27 protein-coding genes are annotated in these 22,208 nt (G+C 42.7%); 17 read left to right on the top strand and 10 right to left on the bottom strand.

Annotation, left to right across the window (positions count from 1 at the left end; genetic code table 11):
- Position 1: 1 nt before the first annotated feature.
- From recF to dnaA, 8 genes are all read right to left on the bottom strand, one after another.
- Positions 2-1,117 carry a DNA replication/repair protein RecF gene (recF, locus tag ERX35_RS05425; protein WP_149458917.1) on the bottom strand — a complete coding sequence of 372 codons (1,116 nt, stop codon included), beginning with the start codon at positions 1,115-1,117 and terminating at the stop codon, positions 2-4.
- Positions 1,114-1,338 carry a S4 domain-containing protein YaaA gene (yaaA, locus tag ERX35_RS05420; RefSeq protein WP_149458916.1) on the bottom strand — a complete coding sequence of 75 codons (225 nt, stop codon included), beginning with the start codon at positions 1,336-1,338 and terminating at the stop codon, positions 1,114-1,116. The genes recF and yaaA overlap by 4 nt, the downstream gene beginning before the upstream one ends.
- Before the next feature lie 206 nt (positions 1,339-1,544).
- Complete coding sequence (locus ERX35_RS05415) at positions 1,545-1,967, bottom strand: disulfide oxidoreductase (protein WP_149458915.1); 423 nt, start codon at positions 1,965-1,967, stop codon at positions 1,545-1,547.
- Positions 1,967-2,671: a DsbA family protein gene (locus ERX35_RS05410; RefSeq protein WP_149458914.1), complete on the bottom strand. Its 705-nt coding sequence runs from the start codon at positions 2,669-2,671 to the stop codon at positions 1,967-1,969. Before ERX35_RS05410 ends, ERX35_RS05415 begins: the two co-directional genes overlap by 1 nt.
- A gap of 108 nt (positions 2,672-2,779) precedes the next feature.
- Complete coding sequence (locus ERX35_RS05405; RefSeq protein ID WP_149458913.1) at positions 2,780-4,015, bottom strand: ABC transporter permease; 1,236 nt, start codon at positions 4,013-4,015, stop codon at positions 2,780-2,782.
- Positions 4,008-4,901, bottom strand: a complete 894-nt coding sequence (locus ERX35_RS05400) for an ABC transporter ATP-binding protein (RefSeq protein WP_149458912.1) — start codon at positions 4,899-4,901, stop codon at positions 4,008-4,010. The genes ERX35_RS05405 and ERX35_RS05400 overlap by 8 nt, the downstream gene beginning before the upstream one ends.
- A gap of 102 nt (positions 4,902-5,003) precedes the next feature.
- Positions 5,004-6,134 carry a DNA polymerase III subunit beta gene (dnaN, locus tag ERX35_RS05395; RefSeq protein ID WP_149458911.1) on the bottom strand — a complete coding sequence of 377 codons (1,131 nt, stop codon included), beginning with the start codon at positions 6,132-6,134 and terminating at the stop codon, positions 5,004-5,006.
- 175 nt (positions 6,135-6,309) lie between these two features.
- Positions 6,310-7,641 (bottom strand): chromosomal replication initiator protein DnaA, encoded by a 1,332-nt coding sequence (gene dnaA, locus ERX35_RS05390; RefSeq protein WP_149458910.1) that lies wholly within the window; start codon positions 7,639-7,641, stop codon positions 6,310-6,312.
- A 472-nt stretch (positions 7,642-8,113) separates the two neighbouring features.
- Here dnaA and rpmH point away from each other — a divergent pair, with 472 nt between their 5' ends.
- From rpmH to rpsR, 16 genes are all read left to right on the top strand, one after another.
- Positions 8,114-8,251 (top strand): 50S ribosomal protein L34, encoded by a 138-nt coding sequence (rpmH, locus tag ERX35_RS05385; protein ID WP_133417655.1) that lies wholly within the window; start codon positions 8,114-8,116, stop codon positions 8,249-8,251.
- A 93-nt stretch (positions 8,252-8,344) separates the two neighbouring features.
- Positions 8,345-8,692, top strand: a complete 348-nt coding sequence (gene rnpA, locus ERX35_RS05380) for a ribonuclease P protein component (RefSeq protein WP_149458909.1) — start codon at positions 8,345-8,347, stop codon at positions 8,690-8,692.
- 15 nt (positions 8,693-8,707) lie between these two features.
- Positions 8,708-9,499, top strand: coding sequence for an RNA-binding cell elongation regulator Jag/EloR (gene jag / locus ERX35_RS05375; protein WP_170234551.1), 792 nt, complete (start codon positions 8,708-8,710; stop codon positions 9,497-9,499).
- 124 nt (positions 9,500-9,623) lie between these two features.
- Complete coding sequence (gene mnmE / locus ERX35_RS05370) at positions 9,624-11,003, top strand: tRNA uridine-5-carboxymethylaminomethyl(34) synthesis GTPase MnmE (protein WP_149458907.1); 1,380 nt, start codon at positions 9,624-9,626, stop codon at positions 11,001-11,003.
- A 12-nt stretch (positions 11,004-11,015) separates the two neighbouring features.
- On the top strand, positions 11,016-12,887 hold the full coding sequence (gene mnmG / locus ERX35_RS05365; protein WP_149458906.1) for a tRNA uridine-5-carboxymethylaminomethyl(34) synthesis enzyme MnmG: 1,872 nt from the start codon (positions 11,016-11,018) through the stop codon (positions 12,885-12,887).
- The gene (gene rsmG, locus ERX35_RS05360) at positions 12,888-13,604 is read left to right on the top strand and encodes a 16S rRNA (guanine(527)-N(7))-methyltransferase RsmG (protein ID WP_149458905.1); all 717 of its coding nucleotides are present in this window, start codon (positions 12,888-12,890) and stop codon (positions 13,602-13,604) included. It begins immediately after the preceding gene.
- A 33-nt stretch (positions 13,605-13,637) separates the two neighbouring features.
- A complete protein-coding gene (noc, locus tag ERX35_RS05355) occupies positions 13,638-14,489 on the top strand; it encodes a nucleoid occlusion protein (protein ID WP_149458904.1) in 852 nt (283 codons plus the stop codon).
- Positions 14,490-14,654: 165 nt separating this feature from the next.
- A complete protein-coding gene (locus tag ERX35_RS05350; protein ID WP_149458903.1) occupies positions 14,655-15,413 on the top strand; it encodes a ParA family protein in 759 nt (252 codons plus the stop codon).
- Entirely contained in the window at positions 15,406-16,257 is an 852-nt protein-coding gene (locus ERX35_RS05345) for a ParB/RepB/Spo0J family partition protein (protein WP_149458902.1), read from the top strand. Before ERX35_RS05350 ends, ERX35_RS05345 begins: the two co-directional genes overlap by 8 nt.
- Before the next feature lie 9 nt (positions 16,258-16,266).
- Positions 16,267-17,163, top strand: coding sequence for a mechanosensitive ion channel family protein (locus ERX35_RS05340; RefSeq protein ID WP_149458901.1), 897 nt, complete (start codon positions 16,267-16,269; stop codon positions 17,161-17,163).
- On the top strand, positions 17,153-17,350 hold the full coding sequence (locus tag ERX35_RS05335; protein WP_149458900.1) for a DUF951 domain-containing protein: 198 nt from the start codon (positions 17,153-17,155) through the stop codon (positions 17,348-17,350). Before ERX35_RS05340 ends, ERX35_RS05335 begins: the two co-directional genes overlap by 11 nt.
- 11 nt (positions 17,351-17,361) lie before the next feature.
- Complete coding sequence (gene ychF, locus ERX35_RS05330; protein WP_149458899.1) at positions 17,362-18,462, top strand: redox-regulated ATPase YchF; 1,101 nt, start codon at positions 17,362-17,364, stop codon at positions 18,460-18,462.
- Between the two features lie 11 nt (positions 18,463-18,473).
- Positions 18,474-18,797 (top strand): hypothetical protein, encoded by a 324-nt coding sequence (locus tag ERX35_RS05325; RefSeq protein ID WP_149458898.1) that lies wholly within the window; start codon positions 18,474-18,476, stop codon positions 18,795-18,797.
- Positions 18,798-18,903: 106 nt separating this feature from the next.
- Complete coding sequence (rpsF, locus tag ERX35_RS05320) at positions 18,904-19,194, top strand: 30S ribosomal protein S6 (protein WP_149458897.1); 291 nt, start codon at positions 18,904-18,906, stop codon at positions 19,192-19,194.
- Between the two features lie 20 nt (positions 19,195-19,214).
- A complete protein-coding gene (gene ssb / locus ERX35_RS05315; protein WP_149458896.1) occupies positions 19,215-19,736 on the top strand; it encodes a single-stranded DNA-binding protein in 522 nt (173 codons plus the stop codon).
- 27 nt (positions 19,737-19,763) lie between these two features.
- Positions 19,764-20,006 (top strand): 30S ribosomal protein S18, encoded by a 243-nt coding sequence (rpsR, locus tag ERX35_RS05310; protein WP_149458895.1) that lies wholly within the window; start codon positions 19,764-19,766, stop codon positions 20,004-20,006.
- Between the two features lie 37 nt (positions 20,007-20,043).
- Here rpsR and ERX35_RS05305 read toward each other — a convergent pair whose 3' ends face one another.
- Complete coding sequence (locus tag ERX35_RS05305; RefSeq protein WP_149458894.1) at positions 20,044-20,631, bottom strand: GNAT family N-acetyltransferase; 588 nt, start codon at positions 20,629-20,631, stop codon at positions 20,044-20,046.
- Between the two features lie 217 nt (positions 20,632-20,848).
- On the opposite strand from ERX35_RS05305, the gene ERX35_RS05300 reads away from it, so the two are divergent.
- Complete coding sequence (locus tag ERX35_RS05300; protein ID WP_170234550.1) at positions 20,849-21,364, top strand: YfbU family protein; 516 nt, start codon at positions 20,849-20,851, stop codon at positions 21,362-21,364.
- 24 nt (positions 21,365-21,388) lie between these two features.
- On the opposite strand, the gene ERX35_RS05295 is transcribed toward ERX35_RS05300, so the two are convergent.
- Complete coding sequence (locus tag ERX35_RS05295; RefSeq protein ID WP_149458892.1) at positions 21,389-22,168, bottom strand: ZIP family metal transporter; 780 nt, start codon at positions 22,166-22,168, stop codon at positions 21,389-21,391.
- Positions 22,169-22,208: the final 40 nt, after the last annotated feature.

The following is a 22,208-nucleotide window of genomic DNA, read 5'->3' as shown; positions in this document are numbered from 1 at the left end:
CCTACTCTTTATTAGTTTGAATATGCCCGTGATCGACGTAGAACAGCTTCGCCTGTTCAATCGTTTCATGTTCTATTCCTTCGACAGAGGTCGTCGTCACAAACGTTTGTACTTTATGTTGAATCGTCGTCAGAAGATGTGTCTGTCTTGTATCGTCCAGTTCGCTGAGCACATCATCCAGCAGCAGAATAGGATATTCCCCTATTTCTTCGTTAATCAGTTCAATTTCAGCGAGTTTCAGTGACAGTGCTGTCGTACGCTGCTGCCCTTGTGAGCCGTAAGTCTGGACATCTATACCATTGATGGAGAAGGTCAGATCATCGCGATGCGGACCGTACAGGCTCGCCATCCGATCAATCTCCTTATCCATTGATTCAGACAGCTTGCTGTAAGTCGCTGCTATCATGGCTTCCAAATTGTCCTGCAGCTGCAGGCTGGCCTGGTAATGAATAGTCAGCATTTCCGCTGTCTTGGTAATACCGCTGTGGATATCAATAGCTTTCTCTTCCAGCTGACTGATAAACTGATGGCGTCTAAGCGTCAGTCTTGCTGCGTATTCACTAAACTGCTGATTCAATACATCAAGCATTGTGCGGTCGCCTTGCGGGTTCTGCTTCAACTGCTTTAAATAATGATTTTTCTGTTTGAGGATACGCTGGAAATTAGAGAGGTCATTGAGGTAGACAGCGGAAATCTGACCGATTTCTATATCTATAAAACGGCGTCTGATCTGCGGGCTCCCTTTGACCAGATTTAAGTCCTCGGGCGCAAAGAGCACCACATTCATATGGCCGATATACTGGGTTAGTTTGCTTTGTTCCAGGTGATTAGCTTTCGCTTTCTTGCCTTTTGAAGATATTTGGAGAGAAAGCGGCATCGTGCCATGTTTATACTCAAGTTCCCCTTCAATTAACGCAAAATCAGCGTCCCAGTTAATGAGCTCTTTATCATGTGTGGCACGATGACTCTTGGCGAGTGCCAGACAATAGATCGCTTCAAGCAGATTGGTCTTCCCCTGTGCATTCGCACCGATAAGCACGTTGACTTCATCATGGAATGATAAAGCCACCTGCTCATAGTTGCGGTAATGGAGAAGCTTTAATGTTTTCAGCTTCATCGGGCAGAAAGATAAGAAATCTTATACTTACCTTCCCCTTCAATTTCAAGAATATCGTCTTCATGCAGTTTTTTGCCGCGTCGTGCTTCTTCCTCACCATTCAACAGCACAGGGTTATCCTGTAAATACCATTTCGCCTGGCCACCAGTACTTATAATCCCTTCAGCTTTAAGAAACTGGCCAAGGGTAATTTCATTGTTAAACCGTACTGTCTTTACCATCTCAGGTTCACTCCTATCCGTCTCAGTCATCATTTAATTATACCTTTTTTTACACAAAAAAGCATGTTATTGAACTAAAAAACCGCCTATTCAGTCATATAACTCAAACTTATATTTCAAGACGTCACAAGCCTTGATTTCAGCGGATTAATCAAGCGAAAAATAAGCCCGATAAAAAAAACAGATGGCAGTTCATCCATCTGTTTCTACGCTTTATATTCAACTGGTTTTCTAATCAGGAACATCAATATAGTAATGAGCAGAAAAGCTGTACCTGCAAGAAACGGGATCGTGATGAAACCTGCCCAGTTAATGTACTGCACGTTACACGGTACGCCGCCGACACACGCTTTCACCGGGGAAAAGCCAGGTATTTTCTGTTCCATATAGTGATAAACCGAAAAGCCGAGGCCGATGATTGAGAAGGTCATCACTAAGTATTTAAAGGGATAAAAGTCATTGAGGGCTGCAAACCCGATAATCACGACGAGCGGATACATGAGTATTCTTTGATACCAGCACATCTCACATGGCACAAAGTGTCTGATTTCTGAGAAATAAAGGCTGCCAAGCATAGCTATGATAGCTATTACCCAGGCAATAAAAAACAGTTTATTATTTCGCTCCATTATTTTTTAGCATCCTCAATCGCTTTTTCAACAGCATTGATTTTCAGCTGGTCACTGACTTTTTTGCCGTTCACAATAATCGTCGGTGTTTCGTTGATCATATAAGTTTGATAAAGTTCAATATCTTTCTCTACAGCTGCTGTCTCTGTTTTATTCTCAGCTGCCTTGACGATTTTAGTGATGTCTTTAACACCCGCTTTTTTTGCTGCAGCTTTGACAACAGCTGATGTCAGCCATTCGTCGGTAGTTGATGTGTTCGTATTCGGCTGTGCTTCAAACAGTGCATTATGGAATGCCCAGTATTTGGTCGGTTCATTTTTCAGTACCGCTTCAGCAGCATGCGCCCCTGTCAGCGATTCTCCGCCGTGAAATGGTGTGTTGATAAAGTACATTTTCAGCTCGCCTTTATCCACATATTTTTTAACGAGTTCAGGCTGGATATTCATATCAAAGTATTTACATGCAGGACATTTAAAATCACCGAACTCGACTAATGTCACCGGTGCATCCTTATCGCCGAGCATCGGCTGCCCTGTTGTATCAATCTTGCTGTAGTCAGAACTTGTCTTAATCTCTTTGTCTGCTGCAGCTGGCGTATCAGTCGAATCATTATTCTTCTGACCGAAGATGACCATCAGTACAACAGCTGCGATAACAATAAGTGCAAGTATCATTGCAAATATCATATTTCCTCTGTTTTTCATTGTATTCTCCTTACAGATAATTAGTGATAATAAAACCAAGATAGTATAAATTTTATACTATCTTGGTTCAATAAACCACTATTTAATCATTACTATTCTGTGACAATGCTATTTCATCTGCAGCGCCTGTCTGAAGTTTTTAATCAGTCCTTTGCCGTAGCTGAAGACGCTGCCTTTATAGACACGGGCCGCCAGCATAAGCAGTAAAATGACCGTAACAAGACAAATGATAATACCAATAATAATCTGCAGATCGCTCGTCTCTTGAGACAACGTGCGCAGCAGCATGACCATAGGCGTGAAAAACGGAATATAACTTGTCACTTTGACAAGTGTTGTATCCGGGTTCGTCAGACTGAAAATAACAATATAAAAGGCTGCAATATTCATAAACGTCACAGGCATGACAGCCTGGCCGATGTCTTCAACCCGGTTGGTCAGCGCGCCAATAATCGCAGATATGCTGATATTGATAAGCAGGCCAAGCAGCAGGAAAATAACAGCGTAAATCACAATACGGGACGAGTCGTTCGTAAATTTAAGCCCCATATCAGCGAGACTCTCTTTCAAATCAAAGAAGTAGATGCAGGCAAGAATTGTTAACACGAGAATAGCGATTTGTGTAAGTGCCACTGCTATTATCCCGGCGATTTTAGCCATGATGTGATTGACGGGCGATATGCTCGTGACAATCATCTCAATAACGCGGGATGATTTTTCCATCGCGATCTCAGTCGCAGCCTGTGACCCATAATTGATGGTAATAAAGAAAATGAGGAAGACACCGACATAGACAATTCCTATATTCAGTGGTTTTACATCCTCTTTCACTGTTTTACTGTCGTCTGCTGCCAGCACTTCATTTTTAACGTCAGCCTGGGCTGTAAGCTTCTGTACGTCATCAGGAGAGAGTTTCAACGTTTTTGCCGCTTCACTGCTCTGCAGAGCGGTCAGAGTCGCCTGGACGCCCGCTACCGTGTCATCACTTGCCGAATCTTTCGTAAAAACTTTCGCTTTCAGCTGGTCTCTGTCTCTAGTAAGCTCAATCAGCTGCTTATACGTTTCATCTTCGACTCCTTTTTTGCCTTCTTGAAAGTTCAGTTCTTTAATCTTCATAGCTTTGTTCGTCTGCTTATAAGCCGTGGCAAATGCATGCTGCAGCGCTTGATCATCACTGGAAATAGCGGTGACTTCATTCTCACTCTTATCGAAGAACGCGATAATTTTGTCGGCATTGCTCAGCGCAAGCAGTATCGCCATTAATAAGACAGTCGTAAAAATAAACGAGCGGCTCGATAGTTTCTTCCAGTAAGTCAGCCAGAATGTCGGAAAGAATTTATTCATGATGCCCCACCTTTGCAATAAAGATATCGTTCAAAGACGGCTCTGCCACTTCAAACTTCGACACATAGCCGAGTTGTTTAACCGCTTCAAAGACAAGCGGCGCAACAGACTGGTCAGCAATCGTCAGCCGGACATCATGACGGTTCTGTCTGCAGCTGATCACTCCTTCAATATTCTGCAGCTGACTGAAGTCATGCTCGCCTGCAATGATGATTTCTTTGCGTGCGAAGTCGTGTTTCACCTGCTTAATATTTCCCGAGACAACCGTTCTGCCTTTATTTAATATGCAGACGCGGTCACACATTTCTTCCACATGCTCCATCCGGTGTGAGCTGAAAACGATAGTCGTACCGTTGTCATTCATTTCTTTAACCGCTGCTTTCAAAAGTTCTACATTAACTGGATCAAGGCCGCTGAACGGCTCATCAAGAATCAGCAATTTCGGCCGGTGGATAATAGCACCGATCAGCTGGATTTTCTGCTGATTACCTTTTGATAGCGACTCAATCTTCTTGTCGACGTTCTCCGGCACTTCAAAGCGGTCAAGCCAGTAGTTCAGTTCTCGTTTCACTTCAGTGCGTTTCATGCCCTTTAACTGGCCGAGGTAGTTGATCTGTTCTGACACTTTTAATTTAGGGTTTAACCCGCGCTCTTCGGGCAGATAGCCGATTTCGTCTGTCACACTGTAATCAATCGGCTTCCCATTATATGTAATAGAGCCTGACGTCTTCTCAAGAAGACCTAAAATCATGCGGAACGTCGTTGTCTTGCCGGCACCATTACCGCCAAGGAATCCCAGCATTTCATGACTGGGCACTTCAATGTTCAAATCATCAACTGCTGTGTAGTTGCCGAATTGTTTCGTTACGTGCTGCAAAGCTAGCATATATATACCCTCCTTTTCTTTTTAATATTAACAATGATGGATGTTATTTACAAACACAAACAGACGACTCTCACGTTTTTGTGAGAGTCGTCTGTTGTCCTATTAATATGTTCTGATCGGCAGAATCAGCTGAATGACATTCTCGTCATCTTTTGGTTTTAAGATGAATGGACGCATCGTACCGAAGAACTCGATAGAAACTTCATCGTTATCGATAGCTTTCAAGGCATCCATCATATATTTAGAGTTAAAGGAGATTTTCAAGCCTTGTCCTTCAAATGCTGATGTCGCGACGCCTTCTTTCACCGTACCTATTTCCGGGGAAGTAGATGACAGTTCTACATGCTGCGGGTCAGCTGACAGTTTGATGACATTATTGCCGCCTTCACGGGCAAGGAGTGAGGCACGGTCAATCGCATGGAAGAAATCGCCATTATGGAGAGCAAGCGACGTCTCATAGCTGTCCGGGAAGAGACGGGATGTATCTGGATAATTCCCTTCAAGCAGTCGTGAAATAAAATTCACATGTCCTACTTTGAAAAGGACTTGGTTAGAAGCGAAGAATATATCGATTGTCTCATCTTCGTCGCTGATAATCTTATTGAGTTCACTCAAAGCTTTACCCGGGATAATCGCATTGATATTGTCCAGACTGTTCTCAAGTTTCAGCCGGCGCAGCGCTAGTCGATGGGAATCTGTTGCAGTACAGCTCAGTTCTCCGTCTTTGATCAGCCAGTTAACACCAGTTAACACTGGACGTGTTTCTGAGGTGGACACAGCGAAATTAGTCTGTCTAATAATGTTTTTCAGCACATTGATCGGCAGTGTCATAGCGTCTTCTTCAGAAACTTGAGGGAGCAGCGGATACTGGTCTGGATCAAGTCCTGATACGTTGAATTCTGACTGGCCGGAAGTAATTTTTGCCTGGAACTGATGATTTGTCTCAATAGTGACTGCTGCAGCCGGAAGTTTTTTGATGATATCTACAAAGAAACGACCTGGCAGCACGATAGAGCCTTTTTCTTCGATAGTGACAATTTCCTCGTGATTCACTTCTGATGGGATAGTGATTTCAATCGATACTTCTGAATCTGAACCTGTCAGTAACAGCTTATTGTCAGTCGCGTCGATTTTAATACCTGTCAGAATCGGCAGTGTTGTTCTAGGCGAGATAGCTTTTAACGTGTCATTTAATTGCGTAATGAAATAATCTCTTTGGATGGTAAATTTCATAGTAGGAAAACTCCTTATCGTCGTTATATATATTATATTATATCTTTTAAGTTCGTAGTAATAGTAATAGGGGGTGTGAATAGGTGGATAACTGCAGTAAACGCATAACAGCCAACATATCCACATGTGTATAAACTGTTTATAACTGCAGCACTGTTATTCACGTTATCCACAGCTATCCTGTAATCTCTTTTTCAAGATTATCAATCTCTTTTTTGAGACCTGCATCATGTTCAATCTGCTTTTTGATTTTTTCATGGGCATGGATGACAGTCGTATGGTCACGGCCACCGAATTCCTCACCGATTTTAGGTAAGGAGTAATCTGTCAGTTCACGGGCGAGATACATCGCAATCTGTCTTGGAAAAGCGATGGATTTTGTCCGTTTTTTAGCTGTGAAATCTTCCATTCTGACATTATAGAACGAACCGACGATAGTCTGGATGTCCTGGATGCTGATTTTTTTCGGCTTGCTCGTTGAGATAATGTCTTTCAGCGCTTCTGCAACGAGGTCAGCTGTCAGTTCACGTTTTACGAGCTTGGAATATGCAGTGACACGCGTCAATGCACCTTCTAATTCACGAATGTTGGACTGGATCTGATTGGCGATATAAAGCATCGCTTCGTTTGGTATATCAATTTTTTCTTCTTCTGATTTTTTGCGTAATATCGCAATTCGTGTTTCTAGATCAGGCGGTGTGACATCTGTGATTAGACCCCATTCAAAGCGTGAACGAAGACGGTCTTCTAGTGTCGGTATTTCCTTTGGTGCTCGGTCACTTGAGATGACAATCTGCTTATTGTTCTGGTGAAGTTCATTGAATGTATGGAAAAATTCTTCCTGCGTCGATTCTTTGCCGGCAAGAAACTGAATATCATCGATCAGCAGCACATCCACATTACGGTATTTAGATCTGAATTCCTCAGTTTTATTGTCCTTAATAGAATTGATAAATTCATTCGTAAATTTCTCGCTGGATGTGTAGACGACTTTGGCGTTGTCCTTATGCTCCATCACGTAATGCCCGATAGCATGCATTAAATGTGTTTTTCCGAGGCCGACACCGCCGTATATGAACAGTGGGTTATATGCTTTCGCCGGTGCTTCAGCGACAGCGAGCGACGCAGCATGGCTGAAGCGGTTGCCACTGCCGATGACAAACGTATCAAACGTGTTATCGATGTTCAGCTGGCTTGGCAGTACTTCTTGTTCTTTGCGACTTACGATAGGTTCATGTTTAAGTTTGTCTTCCAGTACATCTTCACCGGAGATGATTTTGACATCCAGCTTTTCTCCGATCGTCTCCTCAATCGTCTCCTGGATGATGGTGATATAGTTTTTATTGAGCCAGCTGGCGTGAAAAGCAGTCGGCGCTTCAATAACAACCTGATTGTTATTCAATGAACTGATGGCTGTATGGTTGAACCATGTTTCATAGCTTGGGGTTGATAACTTTTTCTCGAGATTTTGCAGGACTTTGTTCCAAATAGAATCAATTCCACTCATAATGTGCCTCTTTCTCATTAAAATTTTTTCTGAAGTTATACACAGCTATTCACCATGTGTATAAGCTTAAGCACAAGGTGTGAATAATTATCCACATATTATTAACATTGTGTGGATAAATAAATCCAGTGGTATAGTTTTTCACACGAAATATAACAAGATATTATCAAATAAATACGATAATATCAACATATTTGTAAAGTTATCCACAAAGTTACCATGACTCACCCCGCTATTTATACACACCTGTGGATTTGTGGGTGACACAAAAAATAAATGTGAATAACAGAAATTCAGTTTTTAATTATCCACATTTTTTATTGTTTAAAGTGTGGATAAGTGTATAACTTTTTTAATATCATCAGCTGATTTAGTAGTTGCAAGTTGAAATGTAATTTGTTATACTTCAGTAGTTATTGTCAATCACATATAAAGTGAAAATAGAGGAATATATTAATAGGAGGTGTCCTAAATGGTAAAACGTACTTATCAACCAAATAAACGTAAACATAGTAAAGTTCACGGTTTCCGTGCACGTATGAGCACTAAAAACGGACGTCGCGTTCTTGCACGTCGTCGTCGTAAAGGCAGAAAAGTATTATCAGCTTAAGATCACTCTTGCAGTGGTCTTTTTTTTGGTTTAAAACGATGGTCTCATCTAGTATAATTGTATAAAATGCGGGCCTGGAAGTGAGTGAAAACAGTGGAAAAGAATTATCGGATTAAAAAAAATGAAGACTTCCAGACGATTTACAAGCGTGGTAAATCAGTAGCTAACCGTCAGTTTATTGTCTATCGGTATGATGCATACCAGCTTGAGCATTTCAGACTTGGCATTTCCGTTTCTAAAAAGCTCGGGAACGCCGTTGTCAGAAATCGCATTAAACGTTCCATCAGAGAAAGCTTCACCAAACATAAGCACGACATTGTTCCGGCAGATTTTATTGTCATTGCTAGAAAGCCGGCAAACGATATGTCCGTTGAAGAGATTAACAGCAGTCTTGAACATGTCATGAAACTCGCTAAAGGATTCAATAAACGAATTAAGTAGAAAGGAGCTGTGCTTGTGCTGCAGAAGACATTCACAGGCAGAACAGTAGAAGAAGCGGTTCAACTGGGCTTAAGCGAAATGAACGTCACTGAAAACCAGGTCAAAATAGATGTGCTGAAACCGGGTAAAAAAGGTTGGTTCGGCTTCGGACAGTGTGATGCAGAAGTGAACTTGACGATTATTGATCCTGAACTGAAGAAGCTGGCTGATCTGAACACTACTGCAGCACCCGCAGAAAAATCCCGGTCTGTCGTTGCAATTCAGCGTGAACCTTTCATTAAAGACACTTCAGAACTGAAAAAGAGCACAGCAGCTGAACTGCTGAAAGAGCAGAAACCAGCTGACGGCCGCCTCAACATTTCTGATAACGCAGAAAAAACAGCGGATTATGTTAAAGCAGTCATCAGTGCGCTGGATATTAAAGTTACAAGCGCCTGCCGTATTAAGGGCAATGACATAACCATTGAACTGTTTTCTGATGAAGCGGCGCGAATCATCGGCAAGCACGGGCAAGTTTTGAATGCGCTGCAAGTGCTGGCTCAAACATATTTTCAGAACATCCAGAAGAGCTTCGTTACCGTAACGATTGACATTGAAAATTACCGGGCTAAAAGAAAAGAAACACTTGAGACATTAGCACTGAACATGGCCGGTAAAGCTAAAGCAACGAAACGTCCTGTAAAGTTTGAACCGATGCCGAACTATGAGAGAAAAATTATGCATCAAATGTTAACGCGCATGAAAGATATAGAAACGTACTCAGAAGGACGGGAACCTAACAGATATTTAGTCATTAAAGCTAAATAACCATTAGCGAATTAACTCTAAAAACTTTTGTTTTTAGAGTTAATCTGTTTATTTAAAGCATATTCATTTTAATTTCAGGGCGTTCGTTCTACAATCAACAAATGACTATTATGGAGGAGATACTATGGATTTTGATACGATTTCGAGCATATCGACACCGATGGGTGAAGGGGCTATAGCCATCGTCAGACTATCAGGGCCGGACGCTGTCACAATTGCTGACCGTCTATATAAAGGAAAGACTGCATTGAATGATGTGCAGAGTCATACGATTAACTATGGCCATATCGTCGATCCAGTCTCCGGAGATATTATAGAAGAAGTGATGGTCGCGGTGATGCGTGCACCGAGAACATTTACGCGTGAGGATATAGTAGAGATCAATTGTCACGGCGGAATCATGACCGTCAACCGCATTCTTGAATTGACATTATCGAACGGCGCACGGCTGGCTGAACCGGGAGAGTTTACAAAGCGCGCATTTCTAAACGGCCGTATTGATTTATCACAGGCCGAAGGGATTATGGATTTCATCCGCTCTAAAACGGACCGCGCAAGCAAAGTTGCGATGAATCAGATAGAGGGCAGGCTGTCGACAATGATCAAAGGGCTGCGTCAATCTATTCTCGAAATACTGGCGCAGGTGGAAGTCAATATCGACTATCCAGAATATGATGATGTAGAAGAAGCGACGACGCAGTTTCTGTTAAGCGAAGCGCGACAGATTGATTCAGCAATCGATGGTCTGCTGCAGACAGGTGCACAGGGGAAAATACTGCGTGAAGGGTTATCCACAGTTATTATCGGTAAGCCCAATGTCGGTAAAAGTTCGATGCTGAACAATTTGATTCAGGACAATAAAGCGATTGTCACGGAAGTCGCAGGAACGACACGAGATGTACTGGAAGAGTACGTCAACGTCCGCGGTGTGCCGCTCCGACTGGTCGATACAGCAGGTATTCGTGAGACAGAAGATATCGTTGAAAAAATCGGGGTGGAGCGCAGCCGTGAAGCACTGAAAAAAGCAGATCTCATTTTGTATGTGCTGAATTATAATGAGCCGCTCACAGCAAGTGACTATCAGCTGGCTCAACTGATTAAAGGTGAAGATGTCATCGTCATCATCAACAAGACCGATTTGACGCAGCAGCTTGATCTCGAGGAAGTGCAGCAGATGGTCGGCGATGTGCCGATGGTGCAGACATCGATGCTGTCTCAAAGTGGTATTGATGCACTGGAAGAAGAAATCAGCAGACTGTTCTTTCAGGGCGAAGTCGCGGCTCAGGACATGACTTATGTTTCTAATGCACGGCATATCAGTCTGCTGAAACAAGCGAAACAAGCGATTAACGATGCGATGACAGCTGCAGAATCAGGTGTCCCTATCGATATCGTGCAAATAGATTTGATCAGAACGTGGGAACTGCTCGGAGAAGTCATTGGAGAAGAAGTATCAGACAGCTTGATTGATCAGTTATTCAGTCAGTTCTGTCTCGGTAAATAAGGAGGAAATAAAGTGGAACATTATGATGTCATTGTCGTCGGTGCCGGTCATGCGGGTGTAGAAGCAGGTCTTGCTTCTGCCCGTAAAGGCGCCAAAACTTTAATGCTGACTATCAGTCTAGATTCTGTCGCATTCATGCCATGTAATCCATCAGTCGGCGGACCGGCTAAAGGAATCGTTGTCCGTGAAATTGACGCATTAGGTGGTCAGATGGCCAAAACGATCGATAAAACGCATATTCAAATGCGTATGCTGAATACAGGTAAAGGTCCTGCGGTGCGCGCGCTCCGTGCACAGGCCGACAAAGTACTTTATCAGCAGGAAATGAAAGAAGTCATTGAAAATCAGGAGAACCTGGATATTATGCAGGGAATGGTTGAACGTCTGATTATCGAGGACGGTAAAGTCAAAGGTGTGGAAACAGTGATTGGTACGACGTATTACGCAGACGCAGTCGTGCTGACCACTGGGACATTTCTGCGCGGTGAAATCATTCTTGGCAATATTAAATATTCATCAGGCCCGAACCATCAGATGCCGTCTATTAAACTTGCGGATCATCTGCGTGACCTCGGCTTTGATATTGTCCGTTTTAAAACAGGTACACCACCACGTGTCAACGGTGGAACGATTGATTACTCAAAAACTGAAATTCAGCCGGGTGACGATGTCGGACGGGCATTCAGTTATGAAACGACAGAATATATTTTAGACCAGCTGCCATGCTGGCTCACTTATACAAATGATAAGACGCACCAAGTCATCGATGATAATCTTCATTTGTCTGCGATGTACTCAGGCATGATTAAAGGGACAGGCCCGCGTTACTGCCCGTCCATTGAAGATAAGTTTGTGCGTTTCAACGATAAACCACGGCACCAGATTTTCCTTGAGCCGGAAGGACGCAGCACGAAAGAAGTATATGTTCAAGGATTGTCTACAAGTCTGCCTGAACACGTCCAGCGTCAAATGCTGCAGTCAATTCCAGGTCTTGAAAACGCGGATATGATGCGTGCGGGTTACGCGATAGAATACGATGCGGTCGTACCGACACAGCTCTGGCCGACATTAGAAACGAAAAAAATTGACGGCCTCTTTACCGCAGGACAGATCAACGGGACATCAGGTTACGAAGAAGCGGCTGGACAAGGACTCATGGCTGGAATTAATGCAGCGGCTAAAGTGCTGAATCATGAGCCGGTCATTTTAGGACGTGCTGATGCTTATATCGGTGTGTTAATCGACGACCTTGTAACTAAAGGAACAAATGAACCGTACCGTCTCTTAACAAGCCGTGCAGAATACCGTCTGCTGCTGCGCCATGACAACGCAGATATCCGCCTGACAGAAATAGGTCATCAGATCGGCTTGATCTCAGATGAACGCTATCAGAAATTCCTGCTCAAATTAGATGCTATTTCCGAGGAAATAAGCCGGCTGGCTGCTTATCGTATTAAACCAAATGACAGAACACAGGCGATTATTGAATCACATGGTGGTGCAGCATTAAAAGATGGTATATTAGCGATCGACTTACTGCGCCGTCCGGAAATGGATTATGCGGCTATTATTGAACTGATGGACGAACAAGTGACTGTAGATCCTGAAGTGGCCGAACAAGTAGAAATTCAGACAAAATATGAAGGCTATATTCAGAAATCACTGCAGCAGGTCGATAAGATGAAACGTATGGAAGATAAAAAGATTCCTGAGAACATCGACTATGATGCAATCCATAGTCTGGCGACAGAAGCCCGTCAGAAACTTAAAGAAGTAAAACCGCTCAGCGTCGGTCAGGCATCTCGTATTTCCGGCGTCAATCCGGCAGATATATCCATTCTCCTTGTGTACATCGAGCAAGGTAAAATCGCAAAGGTGAACTAGATGAACGAACAACAATTTGTTAATAATTTAGCTGAAAAAGGGTTTGAATTAACAGAGACACAGCAGAAACAGTTTGCAATCTACTATAAGAATTTAGTAGAGTGGAATGAGAAAATTAATTTAACAGCAGTGACTGCCAAAGATGAAGTTTATTTAAAGCACTTCTTTGATTCTATTACACCAAGCTTCTATTTTGATTTCAGTAAGGTCGAAACGATGTGTGACGTCGGTGCAGGAGCGGGGTTCCCGAGCATTCCTATTAAAATTCTATTTCCTCATATTAAGCTGACGATTGTTGATTCTTTGAATAAACGGATTAACTTTCTCAATCATCTGGCGGCAGAACTGAACCTTGAACAAGTCTGTTTCGTCCATGACCGCGCTGAGACATTCGGTAAATCACCGCAGCGTGAGCAGTTCGACGTAGTGACGGCACGTGCCGTTGCCCGATTGTCTGTGCTGAGTGAGCTCTGTCTGCCGCTCGTTAAAAAAGGGGGGCATTTCCTGGCGCTCAAAGGTGCTCAGGGAGAAGCTGAGATTGACGAAGGTCTATTCGCTGTTCATATACTAGGCGGAGAAGTAGTGGCGAATCATCAGTTCACTTTACCGATGGAAGAAAGCACACGTTATATTGTCGACATTGAGAAGCGCCGGCAAACGCCGAAGAAATATCCGAGAAAACCCGGAACACCGAATAAAGAACCTCTGATGAAGTAAAATGATATGATTTAAGAAAGTGAGCCGATTGTCATGAAGAAACCCTTTTCTAAATTATTTGGATTACGAGATAAGGAAGAAGATGTTGTAGTAGAGCGTGAACGCGAAAAAGGCAACGTCATTATTCTGCCGATAGAACGCATTGTGCCGAACCGCTATCAGCCGAGACAAGTCTTTAATGAAGAGAAAATTCAGGAGCTGGCTGATTCTATTAAATCATATGGCCTGCTGCAGCCGATCGTTGTCAGACCAATTGAAGAAGGTATGTTTGAGATCATTGCCGGGGAACGTCGTTTCCGTGCGATGAAATTAAACGGCACAGCGGAAACAGAAGTGATTGTGAAACCGATGAATGACAAGCAGACGGCAGCGATTGCGCTGATTGAAAATATTCAGCGTGAAAACTTGTCAGCTGTAGAAGAAGCAGAGGCTTATCGCAAACTGCTTGACCTGGACGGGATCACTCAGCAGGATCTTGCAGTCAGCCTAGGTAAAAGTCAGTCATTTATTGCCAACAAACTGAGACTGCTGCGCCTGTCACAGCCTATTCTGGATGCTCTAGGCGGCGGCATGATTACAGAACGTCATGCGAGAAGTTTATTAGCATTGTCGCCTGAACAGCAGCTGGAGATGCTTCAGATCATTAAAAGTCAGAGCCTGAATGTCAAGCAGACGGAAGAGCGCGTGAAGCGCATGCTCGGCGGAGAAGATGTTAAACCAACACGTATCGCCTTTACACGTGATATCAAACTCGCTTTCAACACAATCGGCGAAAGCGTCAGAACAGTAGAAAAAAGCGGTATTAAAGTAAAACGTAAAGATACTGAGTATGAGAACTTCTATGAGATCTCAATCAAAGTGTTCAAAAACCCGGATAGCAAGTAATATTTTCAGAAAAACAGACAATCACAGTAGTGACTGTCTGTTTTATTATGATTGAGCACTTGAATGCAATGTATGGCAAATATTTTAGGTTGTGCAGTTTGCGCTTAAAATTGATATAATCAGTAGTATGAATAGGGCCGTACTACAAGCGAGGAGAGAAGTTACATGAAAATATTGGCTATTGCGAATCAGAAAGGCGGCGTAGGTAAGACAACGACGTCCGTGAACTTAAGTGCCGCTCTTGCAGCACAGGGAAAACAAGTACTATTAGTCGACACAGATCCCCAGGGTAATGCGACGAGTGGTGTCGGTATCGATAAAAATAATGTGGAATACTCAGTGTATGACATGCTGGTTGAAGATGTGTCTATTAACAAAGTCGTGCTGCCGACTGAACAGGAAAATCTCTGGATTATCCCGGCGAATATCGCACTTGCCGGCGCTGAGATTGAACTTGTGTCAGCGATGAGCCGTGAAGTCCGCTTAAAATATGCTTTTAAAGAACTGGAGCAGAATTTTGATTATATTATTATCGACTGTCCGCCGTCTCTTGGTCTGCTGACGATTAACTCATTTACAGCGGCGACAGGCATCATCATTCCTGTGCAGTGTGAATATTATGCGCTTGAAGGATTGAGTCAGCTGCTGAACACGATTAAACTCGTGCAGCGTCACTTGAATCAGTCGCTCGAGATTGAAGGCGTACTGCTGACAATGCTCGATGCCCGCACGAACCTCGGCAATGACGTTATGGCTGAAGTGCGTGCACACTTTGGTGACAAAGTATACGACACGATTATCCCGAGAAATGTCCGGCTGTCAGAAGCACCGTCTCATGGCCAGCCGATCAATGTATATGATGCCCGCTCTGCTGGTGCAAAAACGTATAACGAATTAGCAGAGGAGGTCATCAGCCATGGCTAAAAGTTTAGGAAAAGGTTTAGGGCGCGGGCTTGATGCGCTCTTTCAGGACAATCAAGGTGATGAAGTAGTAGAACAGCTCCGCTTACATACTATTCGCCCTAATCCTTATCAGCCTCGTCAGGAGTTCGAAGAAGCAGCACTGCACGAACTTGCTGAATCGATTAAAATTCACGGCGTCCTGCAGCCGATTGTTGTCAGAAAGTCTGTTAAAGGCTATGACATTGTCGTCGGAGAGCGCCGCTATAGAGCGAGCAAGCTTGCAGGTAAACAGGATATTCCTGCGATAGTCAAATCAATGACGGATAAGCAGATGATGGAACTTGCGATCATCGAGAACTTGCAGCGTGAAGACTTAAACCCGCTCGAAGAAGCGAGAAGTTATCAATTAATGATGGAACACTTAAACTTAACGCAGTCAGAAGCGGCTGACCGTCTCGGTAAATCAAGACCATATATCGCTAATATGCTGCGTCTGTTGAACTTGCCGGCCGACATCAAACAGCTGATTAATGATAAGAAAATATCAGGCGGTCACGGCCGGACACTGCTCGGCTTAAAAGATACTGAAACAATGCAGACAGCTGCCGCCAAAGTCATCACTGAAGCAATGAGTGTCCGCCAGCTGGAACTCTACGTCAAGTCGTTAAGTGACCAGCCTGTCAAAGATAAGAAAGAAGCGACAAAACCGAAGTTTCTCGTGAAACATGAGCAGTCATTAAAAGAACGACTCGGTACAAAAGTTGAAATTTCAAAGTCGCGCAAAAAAGGAAAAATCGCCATCGAATTTACATCAGAAGAAGAATTCAACCGGTTAATTTCCTTACTGGAAAGCGCCGGCCGTTAACAGCGACTGATGAATTATTTCAATGAATTTATGCAGGAAGTCGTAAAACCTTTTACAGATCCTGAACTATGGACGATGATTCTTAAAAACATTTTCTGGGCGGTCGTTACAATTATATTGGCGATGGTTGTCGTAAAACTCGTCCATAAGTTCATCGAACAGTTCTTTAATGTCAGAAGACGATCGAATTTATCGCATTCTGAGAAGAGAGACATTACGCTCGTCAAACTACTGCAGAATATCGCTTCATATGTCGTCTGGTTTATCGTTATTACAACAATATTAAGCAACTTCGGTATTAAAGTTGAAAGTATTATCGCAGGAGCGGGTGTAGCAGGTATTGCCATCGGTTTCGGTGCACAGACACTTGTTAAAGATATTATCACCGGCTTTTTCATCATCTTTGAAAACCAGTTCGACGTCGGTGACTATGTCAGAATTAATACGACGGGAACAAAAGTCGCAGAAGGAACAGTGCAGTCAATCGGCCTCCGTTCAACGCGCATTAGATCGTTTACAGGAGAATTGACGATACTGCCGAACGGGACGATGAATGAAATCGTCAACTTTTCAGTCAACAATTCTGTTGCTGTGTTTGAAGTGTCAGTATCAAGCGATGAGAATTTAAGAGACGTCGAGCAGCTGCTCGAGTCTTATCTGGAATCACTGCAGGAGAAATATGAGGAGCTGACAGCAGTCCCGGATATACTTGGTGTTGAAATGGTCAAAGCAGGAGAAGCGGTCATTAAAATTGCGGCTGAGACACTACCTAATAATCATGCGAAGATTGCCCGCCTGCTGAGACGTGATTTAAAGGACTTCCTGGACGCACATGGTATTAAAGCACCGGTGCCGCGCATGGTCATGTACAATCAGCCGAAAGGAGGTCCTGGGGATGGACAGTAACTACAAGCTGAATGATATTGTCGAGATGAAAAAGCAGCATGCCTGCGGGACAAATGCTTTTCGCATTATCCGCCTGGGTGCTGATATTAGAATTAAATGTGAAAACTGCGGCAGAAGCGTTCTGCTGCCGCGGCATGAATTCAATAAAAAAATGAAAAAAATAATTTCGTCCAGTGACGAAGCTTAAAGGAGAAAAACATGGCATTAACAGCAGGAATCGTAGGTCTCCCAAACGTCGGGAAATCAACATTATTCAACGCAATTACTAAAGCAGGGGCGCTGGCGGCCAATTATCCGTTCGCAACGATCGACCCGAATGTCGGTATCGTAGAAGTGCCGGATTACCGTCTGGACCGGTTGACAGAACTCGTGAAACCGAAGAAGACAGTACCGACAGCGTTTGAGTTCACAGATATTGCCGGTATCGTTAAAGGGGCTTCTAAAGGTGAAGGCCTTGGCAACAAATTCTTATCTCATATTCGTGACGTCGATGCAATCTGTCAAGTCGTCCGTGCGTTTGATGATGAGAACATTACGCACGTCTCAGGAAAAGTAGATCCAGTGGATGACATCGAAACAATTAATATGGAATTAATTCTCGCTGACCTTGAGTCAGTGGAAAAACGCTATGCACGTGTTCAGAAGATGGCCAAGCAGAAAGATAAAGATGCAATAGCTGAAGAAGCAATACTTGCTATCGTCAAAGAAGCACTTGAAAATGAACGCCCGGTACGCAGCATCGACTTTACGCCTGAACAGTTAAAGCTCGTTAAAGGCATGCACTTATTGACGGCTAAACCCATGCTCTATGTCGCGAATGTATCAGAAGATGACTTAGTGAGCGGCGATGAGAATGATTACTTGAAAGCCATCAGAGCGTATGCGGATAATGAAGGCTCAGAAGTAATTGTGATCAGCGCGAAGATCGAAGAAGAACTTGCTGCGCTTGACGACGACGATAAAAAAGAATATTTAACAGACCTCGGTATTGAAGAAGCAGGTCTTGATAAGCTGATTAGAGCATCTTATCATTTACTTGGTCTTGCAACGTACTTCACAGCAGGTGAACAGGAAGTCCGTGCCTGGACGTTCAGACATGGCATGACAGCCCCTCAATGTGCAGGTATTATCCATACAGACTTTGAACGTGGGTTCATCCGTGCGGAAACTGTAAGTTATGATGACTTAGTCGACAACAATGGTATGACAGGCGCAAAAGAAGCGGGTAAAGTCAGACTGGAAGGCAAAGAATACTTGATGAAAGACGGCGACGTAGTACATTTTAGATTTAATGTCTAAGGAGGACTTATATGCAGCCTTTAAAACGGATTATCTATGGTATTAAAGTCATCACGAAGTCTGACGACAAGAAAGAGAAAATGTATCATGTCACTTATTATTATTTCGTGCAGGCAGTACTGCCAGATGAGCATGTGACATTGAATGAAGACATCTATGACAAAATCAGCTATGCAGCTACTGCCATACGCTACTTAGATATCATCAGCTGCGATGAAATAGAGCCCGGAGACAGCGATTACCACTTATATGACTATCTTTACAGAACAAAGGACACGAAGCTGTTCCATGTTAAAGACATGGTCGTCTATAAGTTGAATGAAGTATTGTACTAATGTTGTAATCTGTATAACTCTATGCTATAATATTCAATTGTGAGTAATGAAAATTATTCCTTGCTTTACGTAGTAAAGCCGCATAGACCATAAGGAGGTGTAATAGATGAGAACATACGAAATTATGTACGTTGTACGCCCGAACATTGAAGAAGATGCGAAGAAAGCGTTAGTAGAACGTTTCAACGAGATCTTAACTTCTAACGGAGCTGAAATCATCGAAGCAAAGGACTGGGGTAAACGTCGTTTAGCTTACGAAATCAATGATTTCAAAGAAGGTTTCTACCAAATCGTACGTGTTAACTCAACGGATCAAGCCACTAACGAATTCGATCGTTTAGCTAAGATCAATGACGATATTATCCGTCATATCATTGTACGCGAAGAAGAAAAATAATAACAGGTGGGGGCGATTGCATGCTTAACCGAGTTGTATTAGTAGGTCGTTTAACAAAGGATCCAGAATACAGAGTCACACCATCAGGCGTGTCAGTAGCCACATTTACATTAGCAGTTAACCGTACATTTTCGAATGCACAGGGAGAACGCCAGGCAGATTTTCTGAACTGTGTCGTCTTCCGCAAGCAGGCAGAGAATGTCAATAACTTCTTAAGTAAAGGCAGCTTAGCCGGTGTAGACGGCAGATTGCAATCTCGCAGTTATGATAATCAAGAAGGCCGCAAAGTGTATGTGACTGAAGTCGTCTGCGACTCAGTGCAGTTCCTTGAACCTAAAGGCGCTAACCAGAACCGTCAGAATAATAATGATGACTATTCTGGCTATGATCCAGGATTCGGTGGACAAACACAAGGTCAGAATTATCAATCCAACAACACTAATCAAAATAATTCAAATCAGGCATCATCCGCTCCATCAAACAATCCTTTTGCCAATGCAACAGGACCGATTGATATAAGCGATGATGACTTACCGTTCTAATAGACTATTGTAAGGGAGGCAGCAATCATGGCAGGTGGACCAAGAAGAGGCGGACGTCGTCGTAAAAAAGTTTGTTATTTTACAGCAAACGGTATTACACAAATTGACTACAAAGACTCAGAAATGCTTAAAAAATTCATCTCTGAACGCGGTAAAATTTTACCACGTCGTGTAACAGGTACTTCAGCTAAATACCAACGTATGTTAACTGTAGCTATCAAACGTGCACGTCATATGGCTTTATTACCATATGTTAAAGAAGAGCAATAAGATTGAAGACCTTGCAGCTATGCTGTAAGGTCTTTTTTTACATGTTATTGATATAGTCCTGGAGCTTTGTAAGAGGGATGCCGTTTGCGTCGTGATACTTTGCTATATACATTTGAGTGATAGCGAGAAACAGCTGGCGGCTCTTTTTTATCTTCTTAATAAAGAGATTCATCGGCACAGGGTCGTTATTTTGTAAGCCGGGCTGCATATAGAAAATTGGATATTTAACGTAATTAAACTTCTTATAAAACGATTCAAGCGGGCTCACGCCATACTGATCTTTTTCGCATTCCAGCATAATGGTCTCAAGACTGCAGTCAATAGCTGTCATGCGTTCTTCTGCATAAGCAAGCAGCCTTGAAGCGACGTGTTGTCCTCTGTATGCAGGATGAACGACTAAATAAACGATAAAGCCGATATGATAGTCTTTCTCCACATGAAATGTAATAAAACCTGCGAGCTGGTCGTCAATCGTCAGACCGATGAATTGATAACGGTCGTTTAGTAACTGCAGACTGCGGCGAAAAACTTCTTCTGACTCTCTGATTTCTGCAGGGAAGGTCTGGCCGTACAATGTCATTGCCTCTTCAAAATAAAAGTCTTCTGTAATATTGATAACAGTCATCTCATCATCCTTTCATTAAAATACATATATGCATTATATCATCTGTTAAACTATCAACTTTTATTAAAAATATAATACAATGAATAACAATTTTCTTGATTAATAAATGTACAATAATTATAATAAAAAAGATAATGTGTAATATTATACGTTATTGGATGTGTTTACAATTATGATACAGCATTTCTTATTAAATCGACGAAAGTGGAGGATGAGAATGGATGACAGGACGCTGAAATTACTTCTGCTACAAAATTATCAGCTGCTGGAGAGACTTGACCCTGATAAAGCAGAACTTTATCAGCAGTACAAAGAGATTTTAAGAGAAGGTATTGTATATGATTACAGCACGATGTTTGATGAATTACCGCGGGAAGAAGACTGTATTCCTTTTGAAATAAGCGAAGAGGTCATCGAGATTGTCCATATGTTTATACATATAGGGAAATCTATAAGAGTCTCTCATTATGAAATGAAAGTTCCGTATTATTTTTTAGGATTTAATCATCATGATGATGATGAGTGGCATCATGCTCGTTATGCTGAGCATTACTTAAGACGGCTGGATGAACAGCAGGATCTTGACTTGACTAGTTATCATTTAAGAACTGAGAAGAAAAGTTATTTGAGTAGTTACCGCGATATGTTGAAGGTTTATCATCCTTACCAATACGATGACTATTTAACATACGAGGTGCTTGAGTCTATATTGAACTGCTATACGCATAAATAAAAGGAGCGGGAAATTTCCCGCTCCTTATCCTAAATGATCTAATAATACAGAAGTCAGTACACCAAAGGCTGTAATTAAACCGACCAGTGCACCGCCGTCTTCATAAGCTTCCGGCATCATTGTAGCACCAATCATTGTAATGATACCGCCTGCCGCAAAACTTGAAATGAAGGCGAGTACTTTTGGATCTGCGTTATCAAGAAAGATGTAGCCTCCAAGTGAACTTAATCCTGCAATAACTGTGACCGCTATAAATAAAGATAAGATTTTCTTTTTAGAATTCCCGCTTTTTAGCATCCCTGACGTACTTGATAAGCCTTCTGGTATGTTGCTGATAAAGATGGCAAGGAGGAGCAGCAGGCTGACACCTTTTCCGCCGATTAAGCTGACACCAAGCATAATGGATTCAGGAATTGCATCCATGACAGTACCGATGAATATTCCGGCACCAGATTCAGCATCACTTGATTGATTATTACTTTGTTTTTTACTGTCCTGCTTATTATTCTCTTCATCCGGAATTGCTGATCTCTTTCTATGTTTTCCGCCTTTACTGGAAATAATAGCTTCTAAAACAGTAAAGACAACAGCCCCTACTAAAAAGCCGATAATCGTATTGGCGATTTCACCTTTAGCAAGCGATTCCTGCAGCAGTTCAAATGTTGCCGCACCGATTAATACACCTACACCGAAAGCCATAATAAAGCCAAGCAGCTTTTTCGGTATTTTAACAAGCAGGCTGATAATAGAGCCTAATAGTACAGCACCACCACTGACGAGTCCCCAAAGTAACGCCATTCCCATAAAAACGCCTCCAAAAAAACCTCGAAGGAGAGCCTCCGAG

Source organism: Macrococcus equipercicus, from assembly GCF_004359525.2.
GTDB lineage: Bacteria > Bacillota > Bacilli > Staphylococcales > Staphylococcaceae > Macrococcus > Macrococcus equipercicus.
The sequence above is the reverse complement of the archived record's forward strand: the minus strand, read 5'-3'. Positions and strand labels throughout refer to the sequence as shown.

What these genes read in the sequence shown, in the direction of transcription:
- recF (WP_149458917.1), bottom strand. Translation starts at nt 1,117, where the DNA reads ATGAAGCTGAAAACATTAAAGCTTCTCCATTACCGCAACTATGAGCAG.
- yaaA (WP_149458916.1), bottom strand. Translation starts at nt 1,338, where the DNA reads ATGGTAAAGACAGTACGGTTTAACAATGAAATTACCCTTGGCCAGTTT.
- ERX35_RS05415 (WP_149458915.1), bottom strand. Translation starts at nt 1,967, where the DNA reads ATGGAGCGAAATAATAAACTGTTTTTTATTGCCTGGGTAATAGCTATC.
- ERX35_RS05410 (WP_149458914.1), bottom strand. Translation starts at nt 2,671, where the DNA reads ATGAAAAACAGAGGAAATATGATATTTGCAATGATACTTGCACTTATT.
- ERX35_RS05405 (WP_149458913.1), bottom strand. Translation starts at nt 4,015, where the DNA reads ATGAATAAATTCTTTCCGACATTCTGGCTGACTTACTGGAAGAAACTA.
- ERX35_RS05400 (WP_149458912.1), bottom strand. Translation starts at nt 4,901, where the DNA reads ATGCTAGCTTTGCAGCACGTAACGAAACAATTCGGCAACTACACAGCA.
- dnaN (WP_149458911.1), bottom strand. Translation starts at nt 6,134, where the DNA reads ATGAAATTTACCATCCAAAGAGATTATTTCATTACGCAATTAAATGAC.
- dnaA (WP_149458910.1), bottom strand. Translation starts at nt 7,641, where the DNA reads ATGAGTGGAATTGATTCTATTTGGAACAAAGTCCTGCAAAATCTCGAG.
- rpmH (WP_133417655.1), top strand. Translation starts at nt 8,114, where the DNA reads ATGGTAAAACGTACTTATCAACCAAATAAACGTAAACATAGTAAAGTT.
- mnmE (WP_149458907.1), top strand. Translation starts at nt 9,624, where the DNA reads ATGGATTTTGATACGATTTCGAGCATATCGACACCGATGGGTGAAGGG.
- rsmG (WP_149458905.1), top strand. Translation starts at nt 12,888, where the DNA reads ATGAACGAACAACAATTTGTTAATAATTTAGCTGAAAAAGGGTTTGAA.
- noc (WP_149458904.1), top strand. Translation starts at nt 13,638, where the DNA reads ATGAAGAAACCCTTTTCTAAATTATTTGGATTACGAGATAAGGAAGAA.
- ERX35_RS05350 (WP_149458903.1), top strand. Translation starts at nt 14,655, where the DNA reads ATGAAAATATTGGCTATTGCGAATCAGAAAGGCGGCGTAGGTAAGACA.
- ERX35_RS05345 (WP_149458902.1), top strand. Translation starts at nt 15,406, where the DNA reads ATGGCTAAAAGTTTAGGAAAAGGTTTAGGGCGCGGGCTTGATGCGCTC.
- ERX35_RS05340 (WP_149458901.1), top strand. Translation starts at nt 16,267, where the DNA reads ATGAATTATTTCAATGAATTTATGCAGGAAGTCGTAAAACCTTTTACA.
- ERX35_RS05335 (WP_149458900.1), top strand. Translation starts at nt 17,153, where the DNA reads ATGGACAGTAACTACAAGCTGAATGATATTGTCGAGATGAAAAAGCAG.
- ychF (WP_149458899.1), top strand. Translation starts at nt 17,362, where the DNA reads ATGGCATTAACAGCAGGAATCGTAGGTCTCCCAAACGTCGGGAAATCA.
- ERX35_RS05325 (WP_149458898.1), top strand. Translation starts at nt 18,474, where the DNA reads ATGCAGCCTTTAAAACGGATTATCTATGGTATTAAAGTCATCACGAAG.
- rpsF (WP_149458897.1), top strand. Translation starts at nt 18,904, where the DNA reads ATGAGAACATACGAAATTATGTACGTTGTACGCCCGAACATTGAAGAA.
- ssb (WP_149458896.1), top strand. Translation starts at nt 19,215, where the DNA reads ATGCTTAACCGAGTTGTATTAGTAGGTCGTTTAACAAAGGATCCAGAA.
- rpsR (WP_149458895.1), top strand. Translation starts at nt 19,764, where the DNA reads ATGGCAGGTGGACCAAGAAGAGGCGGACGTCGTCGTAAAAAAGTTTGT.
- ERX35_RS05305 (WP_149458894.1), bottom strand. Translation starts at nt 20,631, where the DNA reads ATGACTGTTATCAATATTACAGAAGACTTTTATTTTGAAGAGGCAATG.
- ERX35_RS05300 (WP_170234550.1), top strand. Translation starts at nt 20,849, where the DNA reads ATGGATGACAGGACGCTGAAATTACTTCTGCTACAAAATTATCAGCTG.
- ERX35_RS05295 (WP_149458892.1), bottom strand. Translation starts at nt 22,168, where the DNA reads ATGGGAATGGCGTTACTTTGGGGACTCGTCAGTGGTGGTGCTGTACTA.